Raw genomic sequence first — 17,803 nt, 5'->3', positions numbered from 1 at the left:
TGGTGATCGGGCAGCAGAGGGGGGTTCAACTGGTGGGAAAATGGTGATAAGACGCTGTCAGTCATCAATTCTGCCCACTTCCGTCCCACTCGCCGCTGCCCACCCCAGGCGCCATGAAGAACGACGAAATCCTCAGCCAGATCACGGATTTCTGCCGCCGCTCCGACATGGCGGAGACGACGTTCGGCCGCCGTGCCGTCAACGACGGCAAGCTGGTGTACCGGCTGCGCGAGGGCAAGCGCATCACCATCGATACGCTCGACCGCATCAACGCCTTCATCGCGACCTCGACGCCGGGCGGCGTGGCGCCGCCGCGCGGCCTCGTGGTGCCGCCGGAAAAGCGCGATCCACGGGGCAATTTCCGGTTCTTCGAGAACCGCCAGCGTTACCTGCTGTTCGTCCACACCTGCAGCGAGAAGCGAGTGATCGCCGACCGGGTCGCGCTGGAACTGGCGGCCATCCACCCGCGGCCGCCGGCGCTGCGGGTGTTCGATGCCGGGATGGGCGACGGCACGGTGCTGGCGCGGGTCCTGCGCGCCATGCATGGCCGCTTCCCGCATATGCCGTTCTATGTCGCCGGCAAGGAACTGAGCCTCGAGGACGTCCGCCTGACCCTCGACAAGGTCCCCGACCGCCTGTTCGAGCATCCGGCCAGCGTCTTCGTGTTCACCAACATGTATTACGCCGAGGCGCCCTGGCTGACGCCCAAGAACTCCGCGGCGGCCGCCAGCATGATCTGGCACGAGGTGCCGCTCCGCGGGGCGTCCTCGGGTGAGTTCGAGGCCCAGATCGCCGAACTCGGTCCATTCCTGGAGCAGAACTGGCGGGCCAATCTCAGCCCCGGCAATGCGATGCCGATCTATGAGCGGCCGGTGGCGCTGGTCCTGTACCGGGACGATCACCGGTTCCTGCTCGATTCCATCATTCCGCGGGCCGGCCGCACCGAAGCCAATTTCGATCTTGTGATCGCCTCGCAACCCTACCGTGCCAAATCCTCGGTGAACTTCCGCGCCAAGCGGATCATCGCGCCGCTGGCCCGCGCGCTGCGCGGCGGCGGACGGCTGATAGGAATCCACTCCCACGGCGGCGACCCCGGACTTGAAATCATTCAAGCGGTCTGGCCCGGAGAAAATCCTTTCGCCGTCAGCCGTCATGAGATACTGCGCGCGGTGAAATACGAGTTGGGCTCCGCCGGACGCGAGCTGAACTTCAACGCCTACGCCGATAACCGTTCGATCTTCCGATATGATATGGAAGCGCTGCCCAATGAGGTAACCGGCTCGATCGGAACCTCGACGGCCTTTGCTGCGTGGAATGCGGCGGTGTATGTCGCGCAGATCGAAGATGAGCGGTTGACCGAAACGACCGAAAACGGACGAGCTCTCGAAGCCACACGCGAAGTTCTCCGCAAACACAACGGGCTGTGGTTCTACGACGAATCCTACGTCATCTCGCGGCGACGAGACTGACATGCCGGGGACATATTCACCAACCAACGTCGGACTTCGACTTAACAAGGGGTTTGCTTGATGCGCGCGTCTTACCTGTTCACCAGCGAGTCGGTCTCGGAAGGCCATCCGGACAAGGTCTGTGATCGTATCTCGGATGAGATCGTCGATCTGTTCTATCGCGAGGGACCGAAAGCGGGCATCGACCCGTGGCAGATCCGCGCGGCGTGCGAGACGCTCGCGACCACCAACAAGGTGGTGATCGCCGGCGAAACGCGCGGCCCGAGCTCGGTCACCAACGACCACATCGAGAGCGTGGTTCGCTCTGCAATCAAGGACATCGGTTACGAGCAGGACGGCTTCCACTGGAAGAACTGCGACATCGAGATCCTGCTGCATCCGCAGTCGGCCGACATCGCGCAGGGCGTCGACGCGCTGCAGCCGGGCGAGGTCAAGGAAGAGGGTGCCGGCGACCAGGGCATCATGTTCGGTTACGCCACCAACGAGACGCCGGACCTGATGCCGGCGCCGATCTTCTACGCCCACAAGATCCTGCGGCTGATCTCCGAAGCGCGCCACTCCGGCCGCGAGAAGGTGCTGGGCCCGGACTCCAAGAGCCAGGTGACCGTGCAGTACGAGAACGGCAAGCCGGTCGGCGTCCGCGAGATCGTGGTCTCGCATCAGCATCTGGTCGAGGACCTGTCGTCCAAGCAGATCCGCGACATCGTCGAGCCCTATGTCCGCGAGGCGCTGCCGAAGGAGTGGATCAGCGACAAGACGATCTGGCACATCAATCCGACCGGCAAGTTCTTCATCGGCGGTCCCGACGGCGATTCCGGCCTGACCGGCCGCAAGATCATCGTCGACACCTATGGCGGCGCGGCTCCGCATGGCGGCGGCGCGTTCTCCGGCAAGGATCCGACCAAGGTCGACCGCTCGGCGGCCTATGCCGCGCGCTATGTCGCCAAGAACATCGTCGCGGCTGGCCTTGCCGACCGCTGCACGCTGCAGCTCGCCTATGCGATCGGCGTGGCGCGTCCGCTGTCGATCTACATCGACACCCACGGCACCGGTAAGGTGTCGGAGGATCAGCTCGAGAAGGCGGCGGCCAAGGCGATGGATCTGACGCCGCGCGGCATCCGCAGCCATCTCGATCTCAACCGCCCGATCTACGCGCGCACCTCGGCCTACGGTCATTTCGGCCGCACGCCCGACAATGAGGGCGGCTTCTCCTGGGAGAAGACCGATCTCGTCGAGCAGCTGAAGCGCGCGCTCTGATACTTGCGTCATTCCGGGGCGCTCGCGAGAGCGAGCGAACCCGGAATCCCTAATCATCATCTCGAGATTCCGGGTTTGCCTCTTCGAGGCGACCCGGAACGACCCGTTCAACAACAGGACGCTCAAATGAACGCCCCCGCGAAGCCCGGCTTCACCGACTACATCGTCAAGGACATTGCGCTCGCCGATTTCGGCCGCAAGGAGATCTCGCTGGCCGAGACCGAGATGCCCGGCCTGATGGCCACCCGCGAGGAGTATGGCCCCAAGCAGCCGCTGAAGGGCGCGCGCATCGCGGGCTCGCTGCACATGACGATCCAGACCGCGGTGCTGATCGAGACGCTGGCCGCGCTCGGCGCCGACATCCGCTGGGTCTCCTGCAACATCTACTCGACCCAGGATCACGCCGCCGCCGCGATCGCCGCCGCCGGCATTCCGGTGTTCGCCGTCAAGGGCGAGACGCTGACCGAGTACTGGGACTACACCGCGAAGCTGTTCGATTGGCACGGCGGCGGTACGCCGAACATGATCCTCGATGACGGCGGCGACGCCACCATGCTGGTGCATGCCGGCTACCGCGCCGAGCAGGGCGACACCGCCTTCCTCGACAAGCCGGGCTCTGAGGAAGAGGAGATCTTCTACGCGCTGGTCAAGCGCCTCCTGAAGGAGAAGCCGAAGGGCTGGTTCGCCGAGATCGCCAAGAACATCAAGGGCGTCTCGGAAGAGACCACCACGGGCGTGCATCGCCTCTACGAGATGGCCAACAAGGGCACGCTCCTGTTCCCGGCGATCAACGTCAACGACAGCGTCACCAAGTCGAAGTTCGACAACCTCTATGGCTGCCGCGAGTCGCTGGTCGACGGCATCCGCCGCGGCACCGACGTGATGCTGTCGGGCAAGGTCGCGATGGTCGCCGGCTTCGGCGATGTCGGCAAGGGCTCGGCCGCCTCGCTGCGCCAGGCCGGCTGCCGCGTCATGGTCTCCGAAGTCGATCCGATCTGCGCGCTGCAGGCGGCGATGGAAGGCTATGAGGTCGTGACCATGGAAGACGCGGCGCCGCGCGCCGACATCTTCGTCACCGCCACCGGCAACAAGGACATCATCACCATCGAGCACATGCGCGCGATGAAGGATCGCGCCATCGTCTGCAACATCGGTCACTTCGACAACGAGATTCAGATCGCGAGCTTGCGCAATCTGAAGTGGACCAACATCAAGCCGCAGGTCGACGAGATCGAATTCCCCGACAAGCACCGCATCATCATGCTGTCGGAAGGCCGGCTGGTGAACCTCGGCAATGCGATGGGCCATCCGTCCTTCGTGATGTCGGCCTCCTTCACCAACCAGACGCTGGCGCAGATCGAGCTGTTCGCCAACAACAAGGACAGCAAGTACGCCAAGAAGGTCTACGTGCTGCCGAAGACGCTGGACGAGAAGGTCGCCCGCCTGCACCTCGCCAAGATCGGCGTCAAGCTGACCGAGCTGCGCAAGGACCAGGCCGACTATATCGGCGTCAAGCAGGAAGGTCCGTACAAGTCGGATCACTACCGCTACTGATCCGCGCTCGCAGCGATCGATCACGTGAAGAGCCCCGGCATGGTCCGGGGCTTTTTGCTGGGCTGACTTGCAGCCGCCTCTCCATTCGTCAGGGCGACACCGATTGTGTGGCGCGGCTTGCATCTACAACCCGTCGTCCCGGCGAAGGCCGGGACCCATACGCCGCGGCGGATGTTGTCGGCGGGACTCGTCATTCCAGCATCGCACAACAATGAACTTCGGTGGTTATGGGTCCCGGCCTTCGCCGGGACGACGATGAGGATGGTTCTGGGTTCATGATGTCAGCCAAGCTCTCGGTGTAATCACCCGCGCATGCGCATGAGAGAGCGGCTGAACACTCTGATCACTTCACCGCAATATCGACACCCCGCGCCGTGCCGTGCCCCAGCTGCCGCGAGATATCGCCGGCACAGCCCCGCAGCGCGGCGGCGATCGCGCTGTCCCAGCTGGCGTCGAAGGTGCCTTCCGGTCCCATCGCGGTGATGACGAGCGCAACGTGGCCGGCGTGATCGAACACAGGCGCGGCGAAGGCGTTGACGCCGGGCAGGGGATCGCCGATGGCCCGTGCCAGCCCGCGGCTGCGGACCTCGGCGAGGATCTCGTCCGTCTTCGCGTCCACCGGCGGACGTTTCGGATTGTAGCCGACGCCGAGGCGATCGAGGCCGCTCTCGAGCGCGGTCCTGATCGCGTTCGGCGGCATGAAGGCGGCGAAGGCGCGGCCGGTCGCGGTCTCGAGCAGCGCCACCACCGATCCGACGCGCATCGCGATATGCACCGGATGGCTCGGCTCCTCGAGCCGCACCACGGTCGCGCCGTGGGTGCCCCAGACCGACAGCGACACCGCGTGATTGATGCTGTCGGCGAGCGCTGCGATCCGCGGCGTTGCGATCCGCACCGCGGACTGCCGGCGCAGGCTGATCAGGCCGAGCTCGAGCGCCAGCGCCCCGATCTCGTAGCGGCCGGTGGTCTCGTCCTGCTCGATCAGGCCGATGCGGGAAAAGCTGACGAGATAGGGATGCGCCTTGGCTGGCGGCATGCCGGCTTCGCGCGCGAGATCGCGCAGCATCATCGGTTCGCCGCTGCGGGCCAGCGCGCGGAGCAATTCTCCGCCGACCTCGATCGACTGTATGCCGCGGCTCTCTCTCGTCATGTGGCCCTGTTGGCGTTCCGGGTTCGCAATTAGCAGGAAACCTTGCCGTCCGCGAGACGCGAGGTGGCACATCAATCCTGGCGCATCAAATCCGTCTTCTCCTCCGTCATCCTGAGGAGCCGCGAAGCGGCGTCTCGAAGGATGCACGGCCACAGTCGGAGGCCGTCGATCCTTCGAGACGGCCGCGCTGCGGCCTCCTCAGGATGACGGGACTCTCGCCGTGCTGCTGCCTTCTGAGCCAGCAATGTGCTTGCCCGCGATATAGCCGAAGGTCAGCGCGGGCCCGAGCGTGATGCCGGCGCCGGGATAGTTGCCGCCCATGATGCTCGCCATGTCGTTGCCGGCGGCATAGAGGCCGGCGATCGGCTGGCCGTCGGCGTCGAGCGCGCGGGCATTGGCGTCGGTCCTTATGCCGGCATAGGTGCCGAGATCGCCGACCACCATCTTGATGGCGTAGAACGGCCCGTGCTGGATTGGCGCGATGCAGGGGTTGGGCCCGTGCAGCGCATCGCCCTGGTAGCGGTTATAGGCGCGCGAGCCCTTGCCGAAGGCGGGATCGCGGCCCTCCACAGCAGTGCTGTTGAACTCCGCGACGGTCGTCTCGAGCGCCTTGGCGTCGATGCCGGCCTGCGCGGCGAGCTCTGAAAGCGTCGCGCCGCGCTTGAGATAGCCGGTCTTCAGATGATGGCCGAGCGGCATCGGGCGCGGCGGCACGCAGCCGAGGCCATATTTGCGCAGCGTCTCGTGATCGCAGATGAGATGTGCCGCAATCTCCTCGCCGGGCTTCGCCGCCTTGATCATCGCCTGCACGAAGTCGTGGTAGGAATTGCCTTCATTGGCAAAGCGCCTGCCGTCGGCCATCACCGCGATCACGCCCGGCTTGGCGCGATCAATGAAATGCGGCATCACGCCCTTCGAGCCGTCCTTGCGCGTCGTGACCGAGACCGGCACCCAGGCCGCGGCATTCGGCAGCGAGTCGTCGATGCGGCCGCCGGCGGATTCCGCAAGGCGCAAGCCGTCGCCGGTATTGCCGACAGGGCCCGGCGAGTAATGCTCTTTTCCAGTAGGGGCATGCGGAAACATCTTCTGCCGTCGCGCGACGTCGTGCGGAAAACCGCCGCAGGCGAGCACCACGCCACGCTTCGCGTTGACGCGGATCGTGCGCCCTTCACGCACGACGATTGCGCCATGCACCGCGCCGTTCTCGACGATCAACTCGCGCACCGGCGAGTTGAGCCAGAGCGGGATCTTGAGGTCGAAGGCGGATTTCGCCAGCCGGCCGGCGAGCGCGTTGCCGTTGGTCAGCGTCATGCCGCGGCCGTTGCGCATCACGTCGATGGCGTGTTTCGACAGCCGCTTGGCGACATAGGCCGCCGAGGTCAGCGATCTCGTCGCGCGCATGAAATGCACGATCTCCTTGCCGGAGCCGAGCATCATGCCGAACACGGTGAGCTCGGGCAGGGGGCTGCCGAGATACTTAAGAGCGTCGCCGAGTTCGTGGGCGTCGAACGGCCGCGTCACCATCGAGCGGCCGCCCTGCGCGCCGCCGGGCGCTTCCGCATGATAGTCCGGGAAGGTCAGCGGCATGTCGAAGCGCACCGCGGTGCTGGTGGTGAAGAAGTCGACCGCTTTCGGCCCTTCGGTCAGGAACGCATCGACGCGCGCGGCGTCAAAGCTGTTGCCGGCCTCATGGCGCAGATAGGTTTTGGCCTGATCGGGGCTCTCCTCGATGCCCCAGGCCTTGGCCAGCGAGGTGCCGGGAATCCACAACCAGCCGCCGGAGCGCGCGGTGGTGCCGCCGAACCGCGGCTCCTTCTCGACCACCAGGACCTTGAGGCCGTGATGGCCGGCGGTGACCGCCGCCGACAGCCCGGCGCAGCCGGAGCCGACGACCAGCGCGTCGCAATGATACGTTTCCTGGGTTTCTTCGTTGGCCACGCGATCGATCCTATTTCTTGAGCAGCGGGCACTTCGACTCGGAGACCGGACGATAGGCGTCCTCGCCCTTCACCGTCTTGACGATGTCGAGATAATCCCACGGCTCCTTGGATTCCGAAGGCTTCTTCACCTTCGCCAGATACATGTCGCGGATCACGCGGCCGTCCTCGCGCAGCTTGCCGCCATGCACGAAGGTGTCCTCGATCGGCAGCTCGCGCATCTTGGCCATCACCGCCTTCGGATCGTCGGTGCCGGCGGCCTGGATCGCCTTGAGATAATGCAGCACCGAGCCGTAGACGCCGGTCTGGATCATGGTCGGCATCACATTGGCGCGGGCGTAGAACTTCTTCGACCAGGCGCGCGTTTTCTCGTCCATGTTCCAGTACGATGCCGTCGTCATGTAGGTGCCCTGCGCGGCGTTGAGCCCGATTGCATGCACGTCGGTGTCGAACATCAGAAGGCCGACCAGCTTCTGGCCGCCCTGCACGAGGCCGAACTCGCCGGACTGCTTGATCGAATTGTCGGTGTCCTGGCCGGCGTTGGCGAACGCCACCACGTCGGCCTTCGAGCTCTGCGCCTGCAGCGCAAAGGAGGAGAAGTCGGCGGTGTTGGTCGGATGCTTGACGCCGCCGAGCACCTTGCCGCCCATCTCGTTGATGAAGCGCGTCGCGTCCTTCTCGAGCTGCTGGCCGAAGGCGTAATCCGCGGTGACGAAGAACCAGGACTTGCCGCCTTCCTTGATCACGGCCGAGGCCGTCACCTTGGACAGCGCGTAGGTGTCGTAGGCGAAATGCACCGTGTTGGGGCTGCACAATTCGTCGGTCAGCGAGCTCGCGCCGGGGCCGGAGAGGAGCGCGATCTTGTTGCGCTCGCGCACCATGTTGTGCACGGCGATCGCGATGCCGGAATTCGGGATGTCGACGACCGCGTCGACCTTGCCGTTGTCGAACCAGCCGCGCACGATCTGCACGCCGACATCGGTCTTCATCTGGTGGTCGGCGGAGATGATCTCGATCGGCTTGCCGAGCACGGTGGGGCCGAATTCTTCCACCGCCATCCTGGCCGCCTCGACCGAGCCCGGGCCCGAATTGTCGCGGCCCCAGCTCGACAGGTCGGTCAGCACCCCGATCCGCACGACGTCATCGGAAACCTGGGCGTGTGCGGCCGTGGTCATCGCCGCGACAATGGCTGCCACCAAAAACTGTCTCATCATTCCTCCCTCTGGGTGTCCGCGCTCTTCGGCGGGTCACCTCAGGATTAGGAATTGTCTAATCAGTTTGTCAATGGCGAATTAGGTGTGTGAATAGTGTCACAAAGTTGGCGCCGGCGTGGCGTGGCGCTTCACATTTGGTGAGCGAACGCTTACATGGCTCATCCGGGACGGCACCGCGGCAAGGCTTCCGGCTCATTTGCCAGACCGTGGCGCAGTGCCAAGTCACTGTGAAACAGGGGAATTTTCGCGGACGGCGACGCGTTTCGCCGCCCGGACTGGGCCGCCCGTGAAGGGCAAGGCTCCTGCGGGGCGGGGCATGAAGGGCGTCGGCGGGCAGCGATCATAGACGGATCATGTTGAGACAGCTCTTCGCGCCGCAGCTCGTCATTCTTTACGTGCTGGTGGTCTCTACGCTCTACGTTCACTTCCGCGGCAAGCAGCGGTTGCGCTTCGCCCGCCAGCTCGGCGATCACTCGACCTACCTCGCGCCCTACAATGTGCTGATGTATGCCGGCTCCGCGGTATCAAACACGCCGGTGATTCCGGTCGAGCAGTTTCCCGAGCTCAAGAAGCTCTCCGACAATTGGGAGACGATCCGCGACGAGGCCACGCGCCTGTTCGACGAGGGCTTCATCCGCGCCGCGGCCAAGAACAACGACTGGGGCTTCTATTCCTTCTTCAAGAGCGGCTGGAAGCGCTTCTATCTGAAATGGTACGACGACTTCCTGCCCTCGGCGCGGACGCTGTGCCCGAAGACGGTGGAGCTGCTCAACTCGATCCCGAACGTGCATGGCGCGATGTTCGCGATGCTGCCGCCGGGCGGCAAGCTTGGGGCGCACCGCGATCCCTTCGCCGGCTCGTTGCGCTATCACCTTGGCCTGGTGACGCCGAACTCGAAACAGTGCCGCATCCTCGTCGACGGCGTCGAATGCGTCTGGCGCGACGGCGAGGCCTTCATGTTCGACGAGACCTTCATCCACAGCGCCGAGAACAAGACCGACGTCAACCGCATCATCCTGTTCTGCGACGTCGAGCGCCCGATGAAGTACGGCTTCATGACGGCGATGAACCGCTGGGTCAGTCACAACATCGTCAAGGCGTCGGCGACCCAGAACGTCGACGGCGAGCATGTCGGCGCGCTGAACAAGGTGTTCGGCAAGCTCTACGAGGTCCATCTCGCCAGCCGCAAGGTGAAGGAGTGGAATCGGAACGTGTATTACACGCTCAAATATTCCGCGACCGCGCTGATCCTCGGCCTGATCGTAATGTCGGCGCTGCGGTGATCGACTGCGTGGCCGCGCTGAAAGCAAAAGCCCCTGAGCGCGCTCCGGGGCTTTTTTCTGGGGCGTGAGCTGTGAGGTCCGACAGCCGAAATCAGTCGCGCTCGAAAACCTTGGCGCCGGGGTAGACTCGCCTGGCGTACGCGACGACCCACTCCCGGTCCTGGGTCTCGAGGAACGGAGTTCGGATCTTGCACGACCCGACGACGAGGTGCCACAGGCCATCCAGCTTCTGAATGTTGACGATCATTTGAGTGTTCCTCGAAGAACCCGCGTTCCAGTAGACACTTGCTTCTCGTGACAGTCTTGCGATTGTCTCCCCGGCGCAGTGATCCTGATCACAGATTTCGGAACACAATCCGCGCCCGCTGAGAATTGCTATCGTTGGTTGCGTCAATGGATAGACGCTGGGAGCTGTGCATCCGTTGGAGTAGCCGCGAGTATAAAAATCGCTCGCCGTCGCTCAACTGTACGAGCGTAAGCAGAGGGCATCTCAAGGAATCAGAGAGGCTATACTAAGGTATGTCGATGTCATATCTGTCTGGAGGTGCAGAGGGAGTGAATTGTCTTCGTCCCGCTAGGTCAGGGAACGCAATCGGAACGCGTACGACACGCCCAGATATTCAGTGACCGTGCAGACCTCGGCCTGATCGTGGTGTCAACGCTGCGGTGGAGCCGCTCAGAACGGATTTCCGGTGCGTAGGGCCGCACGTCAATCGGCGTCCGACGTCTTCACGATGGGCGGCAGGCCTTCATTCTGGCGGATCAGGTCGATCAGTTGACGCAAACCGACCGGCAATTGCCTGCGGCTCGAGTAGTAGATTGAAAATGGGGGCCCTGCCGAGGCCCACTCGGGCAAGACGATTTCCAGTGATCCGGCGGCGACTTCGTTGCTGATCCGTCGCTCCAGGCAATAGACGAACCCTGTGCCGCGCAGGGCCGCGTCGACCGAATACTCGGTCTCGTTCGCACATAGCGACCCCTGCACGGTGAGGCGGACCATGGCGTCGCCGTTGCCAAGCTCCCAGGGAAAATTGCTGTTGTCGCCGACGCGCATCCTGATGCACGGCAGCTGCAGCAGATCCTTCGGCTCTTTCGGCCGGCCGACGCGCGCGATGAGCTCGGGCGACCCCGCAGCGACCCATCGTAACGGCCGCGTCAGCGCGATCGCCACCATGTCGAGGGGAACGCGATCGCCGTAGCGGATGCCCGCATCGAATCCCTCCGCAACAATATCGACCAGACGGTCGTCGACCGTGACGTCGAGCTGCACATTCGGATAGCTGTCGCAGTAGCGGCGGATCACCGGTGCGAGCACGAGGCGCGCCGCATCCCGCAGGATGTTGAGACGAAGCTGTCCGACGGGAAACTGGCGATGATTGTCGACCGCGGTCAGCGCGTCCTCGATCGTTCGAAATCCCGTCTCGAGCGACGACGCCAGGGCCTGCCCGACTGGGGTTGGGCTGATTGAACGATTCGACCGATTGAGAAGCCTGACGCCGAGGTCAGTCTCCAGTTTGCGCAGCCGGTGACTGAGTGCCGACGTGCTGACGCCGAGCTCGATTGCGGCCTGCGCCATGCTGCCTCGCCGGAGGATGGTCATGAACACATTCAGGTCGGCCAACGTGTTTCGGTCGAACGTACTCACAATGCCTCTCAAGGGTTCGTTGAGCCAGACTCAACGAACCAGGTCTTAGCAGGAAAGTTTCTTCATCCATATTCAAGCTGCAACGAGAGGAGACTGATTATGGATTACGTTTCGCTTGGCCGGTCCGGGATCAGGGTTTCCCGCTACATCCTGGGAACCCTGACTTTCGCAGGCACCAACGGATTCGAAGCGCTCGGCAATATCGACGTCGACCAGGCAAGGACGATGGTCGACATGGCGCTCGACGCCGGGATCAATGCGTTCGACACCGCCAATCTCTATTCCAAGGGCGACGCTGAAAACGTTCTTGGCGAAGCTCTGATCGGCCGCCGCGACCAGGTCCTGCTGTTCAGCAAAGGACGCTCGGAAGTCGAGCAGGGCCCGAACGGCGGCGGGGCGTCACGCCTGCATTTGACGGCCCAGCTGGAGGGATCGCTCAAGCGTCTCAAGACGGATTGGCTCGATCTCTATTTCGTTCATCAGTGGGACGGCCTCACGCCGATCGAGGAAACGGTCGAGACGATGTCGGGCTTCGTGAAGGCCGGCAAGATCAGGTACTGGGGCGTTTCCAACTACAGCGGCTGGGCGCTGGCGAAGACCGCCCTGACCGCGCAGGCCGCGGGCTTCGTCGCGCCGGTCGCGCACCAGATCTACTACACGCCCGAAGCGCGTGAAGCCGAATACGAACTGTTGCCGGCTGCGGAGGAACTCGGAATCGGCTCGATGGTCTGGAGCCCGCTCGGACAGGGCCTGTTCGGCGGCAGGGTCAAGCATGACGGATCGGCGCCCGGCGAGACAAGGCAGGGCCACGCCGAATGGAAGGAGCCTTACGTCTCCGACCGCGCGCGACTCGAGCGCGTGCTCAAGGCGGTCGAAGCGGTTGCCCGGGAGACCGGACGAACCGTTCCGCAGGTCACGCTTGCCTGGTTACGCGCTCGGCCGGGGATCGGAACGATCGTGCTGGGCGCGCGAACCGGGCGGCAGCTTGCTGACAACCTTGCGTCCGACAGCCTCGTTCTCAGTCCGCAGCAGTCATCGTTGATCGAAGCCGCAGGCCGTCCGGCCCCGCTGTACCCATTCTGGCACCGCGCGATGTGGGGCGTGGATCGACCGACGCCTTCCGAACGCGCGTACCTCAAGGGCCATCGCCAGACAATCGGAATCTAATTGGAGAGAGACAATGACGAACCGCCGTGAGTTCCTGAATTTTGCCGCGCGCATCGCGGGTGGATTGGCGTTCCAGTCCACCGCCAGCGCAGCCCAGCCAACACCAGCAACAGGAGAAAGCAAGATGACGCAAGCAAACCGCGCCCATGACATCTTCAAGCCCGAATTCCGTTTCGGCCTCGGAGGCGTGCCGCTCGGCAACGAGTTCAACAAGATTACCGACAAAGACGCCGAAGACACGATGGAAGCGGCGTGGACCGCGGGCGTGCGCTATTTCGACGTCGCGCCGTGGTACGGCTTCGGCCTTGCCGAGCGGCGCTTCGGTCATTTCCTGCACAACAAGAACCGCGCCGACTATCTGCTGTCGTCGAAGGTCGGGAAGCTTTTCAAGGCCTCGAAGGCAAACAGGCACAAGGAGATATTTCCCCTGTCGGACTCGCCGAACGACGTGGTCTATGACTACACGGCGGACGGGGTTCGACGATCGGTCGAGGACAGCCTGCAACGGCTCGGCGTGGACAGTCTCGATGTCGCCTTCGTTCACGACATCTCGCCGGACTTTCCCTACTTCCCGAACTCCTGGCAGGAGCAGTTCGCAATCGCCGAGAAGGGCGCGTTTCCGGCGCTGTCGAAAATGCGCGAGGAAGGCATCATCAAGGCTTGGGGAATCGGCGTTAATCGTCCCGAGCCGATCCTGAGGGTGATCGAGGTCGCCGACCCCGACGTCTGCCTGTGCGCATCGCAGTATTCGCTGATCGATCACGCCAATGCGGTCAATCAGGTGTTCCCGGCCGTGCGCAGCAAGAACGTCTCGCTCGTGATCGGCTCGTCGCTCAATGCAGGCTTCGTGTCGGGCAGCCCGCGCTACAATTACGGGCCGAACAATTTCAAGATCTCGCCCGAACACATTCAGAAGCGCGACCGGCTTCGTGCCGTTGCCGCGCGGCATGGCGTGGACCTGCGGACGGCGGCACTGAAATTCTCATCCGCGCCCGATGTCGCGGTCGCCCTGGTCGTCGGGGCCAGCAGCAGCCGGCAAATCCAGGAGGACTACAACTCGATGCAGGCCAAGGTCCCCGCGGCATTCTGGCAGGAGCTGAAGGCCGAAAAACTGATCGAGGAGGCGGCGACAATTCCGGCCTAAGAGCTCAGGTCAGGGTGAGCAATCGGAAGAGGTCCCGGACGTCCTCCGTCCGGGAGCCTTCTTTTGTCAATTGTATTCAACTTTGCGAAGCACGGTGCCTTCGCGCTCCGATCCGTTACACGGGCGTGATAACGTCCCATCTGGCGTTTCGCATTGAGGGGACCTTGTCATGTCGGAGTCATCAGGAGCATTCGCGACCACTGCGCTGAGCGGCTACGAGCTGCTGGCCGATCCGCAGCTGAACAAGGGCACGGCGTTCTCCGAGGCCGAGCGCGAGGCGTTCGACCTGCACGGCCTGCTGCCGCCCAATATCCTGACGCTGGACGAGCAAGTCTCGCGCCGCCTCGAGGCGCTGCGCGGCTTTGAGACCGATATCGAGCGCTATGCCTTTCTGCGCGAGCTGCAGGACACCAACGAGACGCTGTTCTACGCGCTCCTGGTCGGCAATTTGGAAGAGCTGTTGCCGATCGTCTACACGCCGACCGTCGGCGAGGGCTGCCAAAAATTCAGTCGGCTGTTCCGCAAGCCGCGCGGGCTGTTCCTCAGCATCCCGCATCAGCACCGGATCGACCGCATTTTCGCCCATCCGCGCTTCGATCACGTCGAGGCGATCGTGGTGACCGATGGCGAGCGCATCCTCGGCCTCGGCGACCAGGGCGCCGGCGGCATGGGCATCCCGATCGGCAAGCTCGCGCTCTACACCGGCTGCGGCGGCCTGCATCCGGCGACGACCCTGCCGATCATGCTCGACGTCGGCACCGACAATCCCGATTGCCTCGCCGATCCGCTCTATATCGGCTGGCGCAACGAGCGCGTCCGCGGCCAGGCCTATGACGACTTCATCGAGGCGTTCGTCGCGGCGGTGGTGAAGCGCTGGCCACGTGTCCTGCTGCAATGGGAGGATTTCGCCAAGAACAACGCGACGCGCATGCTCGAGCGCTATCGCGACCGGCTCTTGACCTTCAACGACGACATTCAGGGCACCGCGGCGGTGGCGACCGGCGCCTTGCTCTCCGCCATCAACGTCACTGGCGTGCCGCTCACCGAGCAGCGCGTCGCCGTGCTCGGCGCGGGCTCGGCCGGCTGCGGCATCGCCAGCCTGATCCGCGCCGCGATGGTCGATGCCGGCCTGCCGGAGAGCGAGGCGGCGAAGCGCTTCTTCATGGTCGACCGCGACGGGCTGCTGCTCGAGGGCATGAGCGGGCTTGCCCCGTTCCAGCTGCCGTTCGTGCAGAACAGGCAGGCGATCGCCGGCTGGCAGCTCAGCCATCCCGACAAGATCGCGCTGCTCGACGTCGTGCGCAACGCCAGGCCGACCGTGCTGATCGGCGTCTCCGGCCAGGCCGGCGCATTCTCCGAACCGATCGTCCGCGCGATGGCCGAGTGCAACAAGCGTCCGGTGATCTTCCCGCTGTCCAATCCGACCTCGCGCGAGGAAGCGACGCCGGTCGATATCGAGGCGTGGACCGAGGGGCGGGCGCTGATCGGCGTCGGCAGCCCGTTCCCGCCGATCATGCGCGACGGCGCGCGCTTCAAGGTCGACCAGACCAACAACTCCTACATCTTCCCGGGTGTCGGCGTCGGCGCGCTCGCGGTCGGCGCCAGCCGGGTCAGCGACGGCATGTTCATGGCGGCCGCCAAGGCGCTGGCCAGCGTCTCGCCGGCGCGCGACAACCCGAAGCACAATCTGCTGCCGCCGGTCAGCGCGCTGCGCGAGGTCTCGCAGACCGTGGCGCTTGCGGTCGCGCTGCAGGCCCACAAGGAGGGATTGGCGAGGGACGTTCCGATCGACCAGGTCGAGGCGCGGATTCACGCCAAGGTCTGGACGCCGCGCTACGTGCCGTACCGCCGCAGCGATCGGGCTTAGAGCTCGGCGCGTCGGCGCGGCGCGATCCTCCGCGCCGGGCGCTGCCCCGCGTCGGTCTGGCTACCTCCTGATTCTGGCAGGGGCGCGAACTCGATCTCGCTCGCGCCTTCTCAACAGGCTTGACCGAAGTAAGAATTTTCTTCAATCTTGGTATGCCAAATGCCAGTGGCGGTCCTTCGGGGATTTGGACGTCGCGGTGTCCGCAGCCCGCGATCGCACAACATCGACACAACGAGGAAACGGGAGGGAAGTCGAATGGCCAATCTTGGCATGTCGCGCAGGGAGTTGCTGGTCGGGTCCATGCTCACGGCGGTCGCCGCGGCGGCGCCGCGACCGCTCTGGGCCCTCGACAATACGGGCGCGCTGGCGCGATCGAAGACCGGCATGGTGACGAGCCCGCACGAGCTCGCGACGCAAGCGGGACTCGAGGTGCTGCGCAAGGGCGGCAATGCGATCGAGGCGGTCATCGCCATCGGTGCCACGCTGTGCGTGACCTATCCGCATTTCAGCGGTCTCGGCGGCGACAGCTTCATGGTGATCAGTGACCGCAAGGGGAATGTGCGGACGCTGTCCGGCGCGGGTCAGGCCGCGCTCAACCTGCCGAACTACAGCGGCTCGGTCCCGATCCGGGGGCCGGGGTCGGCGCTGACCGCGGCCACGACCGTCGACGTCTGGGACCAGGCGTTCGATTTCAGCCGCAAGTCGTGGGCCGGAAAGCAAAGCTGGGCCTCGCTGTTCGCGCGCCCGATCGAATACGCCAGCAAGGGCTTCCCGGTCACGCCGTCGCAGCGCTTCTGGCAGGACATGGAAGCGAAGAACCTGAAGGACTGGCCCGACATCCAGCGCATCTTCATGCCCGCCGGCCGTATGCCTGAAATCGGCGAGCCGCTGGTCCAGGCCGAACTCGCGAAATCGCTGGAGATGCTGGCGGCAAATGGCGGGCGTGATTTCTACGAAGGAAAGCTCGCCGCGCGCATTGCGGCCGGACTGAAGCAGATCGGCTCGCCGCTGACCGCCGACGATCTGGCGCGCTGCCGCGCGCGCGACGAGACGCCGTTGCGCGTCGGCTATCGCGGCGGCGAGCTGCTCGGGCTGCGCCCGCCGACGCAGGGTCTCACGACGCTCGAGATCATGGGCATTCTCGACCGCTTCGAGCTTGCGAAATATCCGGAAGGGAGCGCGGACTACTATCACCTGCTGGTCGAAGCGGTGAAGCAGGCCTTCATCGACCGCGGCCGCTACATCGGCGATCCGGAATTCGTCGACGTTCCGGTCAATCAGCTGCTCTCGGCGAGCTACCTCGACGCGCGCGCGAAGGCGATCAACCTCGAGAAGGCGATGCCGTGGCCGCACGTGTTCAAGAAGGGCGACACGGTTTATCTCGCCGCGACCGACCGGGACGGCAATTGCGTCAGCATGCTGCAAACCGTCTACTACGATTGGGGAAGCGGCATGGTGGCCGGCGACACCGGCATCATCTGGCACAACCGCGGTGCGTCGTTCAACCTCGACCCGGCCAGCCCCAACTGCCTCAAGCCGGGCAAGCGGCCGTTCCACACGCTCAATCCGGGAATCTATCTCAAGAGCGGACGGCCGCGTCTGCTGTACGGCACGCAGGGAGCCGACGGCCAGCCGCAGACGCTCGCAGCGGTGCTGACCAGGCTGATCGACTACAACATGGATCCGCTCACCGCGCTGTCGCGACCGCGCTTCCTGCTCGGCAAGACGTTCTCCGATGCGCGCGACAGCCTGAAGCTGGAGAAGGATGCCGGTGAAGAGGTCTTCAAGGCGCTCGCCGGGCGAGGCCACGAAATCAGTCCGATACCGGCCCAGAGCCCGCTCGCGGGACATCCGGGTGCGATCCGGATCGACGCCGACGGAAGCATCACCGGGGCGCACGATCCGCGCAGCGACGGGCGGGCCCTCGGCCTGTCATGAGACGAAGCGCGGCAGATTGACGGAGCCGCCCGGCGGCTGCCGGGCGCATCCGGCAGCCATGTGCGAAGCATGGTCCGCCACTCGGTGGGCGAGCCGTGGCGGACGACGCGTTCGGCGCGTTGCGACCTGTCGCTCGCCATGGCCGACTGAAGGCCGACTAAAGTTCAAGCCTCGACGG

General features: G+C 64.5%; 13 protein-coding genes. 8 read left to right on the top strand and 5 right to left on the bottom strand.

Annotated features, from left to right (window positions below; translation table 11 throughout):
* The first annotated feature begins 113 nt into the window (after positions 1 to 113).
* From QJT82_RS16665 to ahcY, 3 genes are all read left to right on the top strand, one after another.
* On the top strand, positions 114 to 1,469 hold the full coding sequence (locus QJT82_RS16665) for a hypothetical protein (protein ID WP_028341596.1): 1,356 nt from the start codon (positions 114 to 116) through the stop codon (positions 1,467 to 1,469).
* 60 nt (positions 1,470 to 1,529) lie between these two features.
* Positions 1,530 to 2,726: a methionine adenosyltransferase gene (gene metK, locus QJT82_RS16660; protein WP_028338318.1), complete on the top strand. Its 1,197-nt coding sequence runs from the start codon at positions 1,530 to 1,532 to the stop codon at positions 2,724 to 2,726.
* A gap of 126 nt (positions 2,727 to 2,852) precedes the next feature.
* On the top strand, positions 2,853 to 4,280 hold the full coding sequence (ahcY, locus tag QJT82_RS16655; protein WP_028341597.1) for an adenosylhomocysteinase: 1,428 nt from the start codon (positions 2,853 to 2,855) through the stop codon (positions 4,278 to 4,280).
* A gap of 343 nt (positions 4,281 to 4,623) precedes the next feature.
* Here ahcY and QJT82_RS16650 read toward each other — a convergent pair whose 3' ends face one another.
* The 3 genes from QJT82_RS16650 to QJT82_RS16640 form a co-directional block, all read right to left on the bottom strand.
* Entirely contained in the window at positions 4,624 to 5,430 is an 807-nt protein-coding gene (locus QJT82_RS16650) for an IclR family transcriptional regulator (RefSeq protein WP_028341598.1), read from the bottom strand.
* Positions 5,431 to 5,628: 198 nt separating this feature from the next.
* Complete coding sequence (locus tag QJT82_RS16645) at positions 5,629 to 7,368, bottom strand: FAD-dependent oxidoreductase (protein WP_028341599.1); 1,740 nt, start codon at positions 7,366 to 7,368, stop codon at positions 5,629 to 5,631.
* 10 nt (positions 7,369 to 7,378) lie between these two features.
* A complete protein-coding gene (locus QJT82_RS16640) occupies positions 7,379 to 8,581 on the bottom strand; it encodes an ABC transporter substrate-binding protein (RefSeq protein WP_196238180.1) in 1,203 nt (400 codons plus the stop codon).
* A 353-nt stretch (positions 8,582 to 8,934) separates the two neighbouring features.
* Between QJT82_RS16640 and QJT82_RS16635 the strand changes: the two genes are divergently transcribed.
* On the top strand, positions 8,935 to 9,864 hold the full coding sequence (locus QJT82_RS16635; protein ID WP_028341601.1) for an aspartyl/asparaginyl beta-hydroxylase domain-containing protein: 930 nt from the start codon (positions 8,935 to 8,937) through the stop codon (positions 9,862 to 9,864).
* Positions 9,865 to 9,955: 91 nt separating this feature from the next.
* Here QJT82_RS16635 and QJT82_RS16630 read toward each other — a convergent pair whose 3' ends face one another.
* Entirely contained in the window at positions 9,956 to 10,111 is a 156-nt protein-coding gene (locus QJT82_RS16630) for a hypothetical protein (RefSeq protein ID WP_196238181.1), read from the bottom strand.
* Between the two features lie 462 nt (positions 10,112 to 10,573).
* The gene (locus tag QJT82_RS16625; RefSeq protein WP_028341602.1) at positions 10,574 to 11,509 is read right to left on the bottom strand and encodes a LysR substrate-binding domain-containing protein; all 936 of its coding nucleotides are present in this window, start codon (positions 11,507 to 11,509) and stop codon (positions 10,574 to 10,576) included.
* 99 nt (positions 11,510 to 11,608) lie between these two features.
* Between QJT82_RS16625 and QJT82_RS16620 the strand changes: the two genes are divergently transcribed.
* From QJT82_RS16620 to ggt, 4 genes are all read left to right on the top strand, one after another.
* Positions 11,609 to 12,676 (top strand): aldo/keto reductase, encoded by a 1,068-nt coding sequence (locus tag QJT82_RS16620; protein WP_028341603.1) that lies wholly within the window; start codon positions 11,609 to 11,611, stop codon positions 12,674 to 12,676.
* Positions 12,677 to 12,689: 13 nt separating this feature from the next.
* On the top strand, positions 12,690 to 13,820 hold the full coding sequence (locus tag QJT82_RS16615; protein WP_028341604.1) for an aldo/keto reductase: 1,131 nt from the start codon (positions 12,690 to 12,692) through the stop codon (positions 13,818 to 13,820).
* Positions 13,821 to 13,989: 169 nt separating this feature from the next.
* Positions 13,990 to 15,687 (top strand): NAD-dependent malic enzyme, encoded by a 1,698-nt coding sequence (locus tag QJT82_RS16610; protein WP_028341605.1) that lies wholly within the window; start codon positions 13,990 to 13,992, stop codon positions 15,685 to 15,687.
* Positions 15,688 to 16,071: 384 nt separating this feature from the next.
* The gene (gene ggt, locus QJT82_RS16605) at positions 16,072 to 17,625 is read left to right on the top strand and encodes a gamma-glutamyltransferase (protein WP_245288763.1); all 1,554 of its coding nucleotides are present in this window, start codon (positions 16,072 to 16,074) and stop codon (positions 17,623 to 17,625) included.
* Positions 17,626 to 17,803: the final 178 nt, after the last annotated feature.

This window comes from Bradyrhizobium sp. Mp19 (assembly GCF_029952935.1).
Taxonomy (GTDB): Bacteria; Pseudomonadota; Alphaproteobacteria; order Rhizobiales; family Xanthobacteraceae; genus Bradyrhizobium; species Bradyrhizobium elkanii.
The sequence above is the reverse complement of the archived record's forward strand: the minus strand, read 5'-3'. Positions and strand labels throughout refer to the sequence as shown.